Source organism: Methylomonas sp. Uni0011, assembly GCF_056850255.1.
Genome location: NZ_JBVVNO010000040.1, coordinates 1 through 2,403 on the forward strand (window position 1 = coordinate 1; position 2,403 = coordinate 2,403).

Annotated in this window: 1 protein-coding gene and 1 pseudogene; one reads left to right on the forward strand and one right to left on the reverse strand. The window is 39.0% G+C overall.

Features of this window, described 5'->3' with window-relative positions:
- Positions 1 to 127: 127 nt before the first annotated feature.
- Positions 128 to 424: pseudogene (locus tag AC0IM9_RS20360) on the forward strand (REP-associated tyrosine transposase); the annotation flags it as partial.
- 61 nt (positions 425 to 485) lie between these two features.
- Here AC0IM9_RS20360 and AC0IM9_RS20365 read toward each other — a convergent pair.
- Complete coding sequence (locus AC0IM9_RS20365; RefSeq protein WP_482805232.1) at positions 486 to 2,159, reverse strand: P-loop NTPase fold protein; 1,674 nt, start codon at positions 2,157 to 2,159, stop codon at positions 486 to 488.
- Positions 2,160 to 2,403 lie beyond the last annotated feature (244 nt).

Here is a 2,403-nt window from a genome sequence, read left to right on the forward strand (position 1 = left end):
ACCAGCTGTGTTGGATGGCATCGTGTCCGCGCATTGGGGCATCTCCAAATTTAGGTAGCCTATTTTAACCGCTACCAGCCGTTATCGGTCTCGGATTGCTTGGCTTTGGGAGTTTTTCACCAGCCTGTTAATCAAAGCCAATTTTTCCCGGCGAGTCGCCAAAGGCGAGAGAATATCGAAAAGTCGAGAAAAACGAGGCGAACGGGGTGTGTGGCAGAGACGATTCTGGGAGCATCTGATTCGCGATGAAACCGACTACCGGCAGCATATCGATTATATTCATTGGAACCCAGTCAAACATGGATGGGTTCAGGTAGTCAAAGATTGGCCTTATTCCAGCTTTCATCGTTATGTGAAATTAGGTTTGTATGCCGAGAATTGGGGGCATGAAATCGACTTATCGAAGATAGCGGCGAGAGATTGACGCGATCGATGCGGTTCACGTTGTTCACCGCATCCTACGTGCTGAATTAATCAGAGGTTCCCTAATCAAGATCAACGCCGAATTGTTTAACTCTAAGTTTATTAATCAAACTCTCTCCGGCTATCTTCTTCAACGCATTACTAGCCAAAATTGAAACCTGACTCCCTTTTTCATCAGAATCATTAAATCTAATACAGTATTTAATAATACTATTTAGCGATTCGCCTTGACACTCTTTAAAAAGCCGATAGAAGTCATCTTCAGAGGCATTTTTCAATATCTCTAGTTCATTTCGATACCATCTATTACCATTAGCCAGATTCAATACTGCCTCTTTAAATGAAATAGGATTATTCTTTTCACGGAATTTTTCATTAAATCTACTGCGCAATAATGGATCAATTTTTGGAACAAAGGATTCAAGATTTTCAATGTTAAAAAGTCCAGGATCTATCTCTCTGTGAGAAATAAAATATTCTAATAGATCATCTGCGCATTCATTTTCACCAAGCTCGCGAAGCAATATTATAGTTTGATTTAAATCGCCTGGAGATATACCTCCAATAAATAGCTTGGCGGCGTTGCAAATCGCCATCACAACATCTTGTTGAGTTCTTGTAAATGATTTGGCAAACAAACCCCATGCTGAATAAAAGTTTTTTTGCAAGTCGCTATGGATTACCAAATCGTTTTCCTTTTTCAATAGCTCAGTAAGGCCTGTTTCTTCCAAGTGTCCATTCTTTAAAACCTTGCTAATAACTTTATCAAAGTTGCTCGCATGGTAGTACCCATACTCGTCAAGAATTTTTTCCCATTTAAAATAATCGCTATCATCCTTTTCTCCGTTACGCTTTTTCATGGCACTAACAAGAGCATTCCAATTAAATAGACTATCCAAGTCAGGACTAATCTCGATCGATTCATAATAGCACCAAGCCACTAATACAAGAGATTTAATTAGCTGTTCACGCAATTCCGGGCGAAATCGTGATGAGGGCTCATTTAGCAGCTCGCTTAGCATATCGATCTTTCGCAAGATACGGATATTTGTAATCCCCAGAATCGAAGTATAATTTTTTATTTGAGTACGATTAGGATTATTCGCAGAAATGCCCAGATCGAAGGACTCTTCATTCGTTGGTGAAAATAAAATTTCTTTATCTATAACCTTCTCTCGGTATTTATTATAAGTTGCCTTGTCATCAATATGATCTTCATTAAATATAATGACAATTTTACACCGCTTTTCCTCTTTTAATTCAGAAATAAAACCGAGAATATGATCTGACTTAATTTCGATTAACCTCTCGAAGTCATCAAAACAAACTATCGTATCGCTTATAAAATAAGACGCGACGGATTCAATGCTTATAGAAAAATTTTTAAAAATAGGGGCCTCTCTTAGTTTTTGTATTCTTCCAAAAAGCATTCTAACCCCAAGACCAGAATACTTTAGATAATCTTTATTGAATGCCTCAAAATCAAACTCTTTTTCAATCAACTCAATCGGCCTTATTTTAGTAAAAACCGCAGTACGCAGCTCACTTATAGATGTAATTCCAAAAAGCGAGACATAGCAATAATTCTTAAGGCGTATATTTTTTGCATTTTCCTTAATTAGTTGGCGCCACAGATATGTTTTGCCCGTCCCCCATTGTCCTTTAATCGCCAGAACCTCTGGCGTTTCAGAGGAAAGGAATTGCTTAACAACGGATTTAACGGCTTGTATAGACATATAGGTAAAAAAATTGACTGACGAAAATCACGGTTTAGGGTGGTGTTGATATATTACTTGAAATACGTTTCTATGTTGACGATCACATTCTCGCTTACGACAAGCACCGTCCTAGGGCCGTAGGATGATGACATGGACTCCTCCCCACCCCACGCGGTGTCATACTGCGCCAGAGAATTTAAACGGAGCGACGAGGAGTCCGAAATGAATAGTAACGTGGTGGGTCTGGATACGGCAAAAAGCA